The organism is Ruegeria sp. R8_1, from assembly GCF_017743815.1.
Classification (GTDB): domain Bacteria; phylum Pseudomonadota; class Alphaproteobacteria; order Rhodobacterales; family Rhodobacteraceae; genus Ruegeria; species Ruegeria lacuscaerulensis_A.
On record NZ_JAGHRL010000023.1, the window covers coordinates 1 to 679 of the forward strand.

Genomic DNA, 679 nt, shown 5'->3' on the forward strand with positions numbered 1-679 from the left:
ATGACGATCTGAAGAACAACATCTGCTATGACTGGCAGCTGGGTGAGACCGATGATGCCAAGGTCAATGAGGTGTTTGCCAATGCGGCCCATGTGACCACGCTGGATCTGGTGAACAACCGTCTGGTCGCCAACCCGATGGAGCCGCGCGTGGCGGTGGCGGAATACAGCCGCGGAACCGAGGATTATACGCTCTATACCACTTCGCAGAACCCGCATGTGATCCGCCTGCTGATGTGTGCCTTTGTGTTGGGCCTGCCTGAGCACAAGGTGCGCGTGGTGGCCCCGGATGTGGGCGGTGGCTTTGGCACCAAGATTTTCCACTATGCGGAAGAGGCGTTTGTGACCTTTGCCGCCAAGGCCTGCAACCGGCCCGTCAAATGGTCGGCCAGCCGGTCCGAGGCGTTCATGTCCGATGCCCATGGCCGCGACCATGTGGGCACGATCGAACTGGCGCTGGACGGGGACAATAACTTTGTCGGTCTGCGCACCAATACCTATGCGAACCTTGGCGCCTATCTGTCGACCTTCTCAAGTTCCGTGCCCACATGGCTGCACGGCACGCTGATGGCGGGCAATTACAAGACGCCGGTCATTCAGGTGAACGTGAAGGCAATGTTCACCAACACGGTGCCGGTGGATGCCTATCGCGGTGCCGGCCGGCCCGAGGCGACCTATCA

General features: G+C 59.9%; 1 protein-coding gene. It reads left to right on the forward strand.

From position 1 onward, the window contains the following. A partial coding sequence (locus J7380_RS20260) for a molybdopterin cofactor-binding domain-containing protein (protein WP_209198716.1) occupies positions 1 to 679 on the forward strand: 679 nt, incomplete at both ends.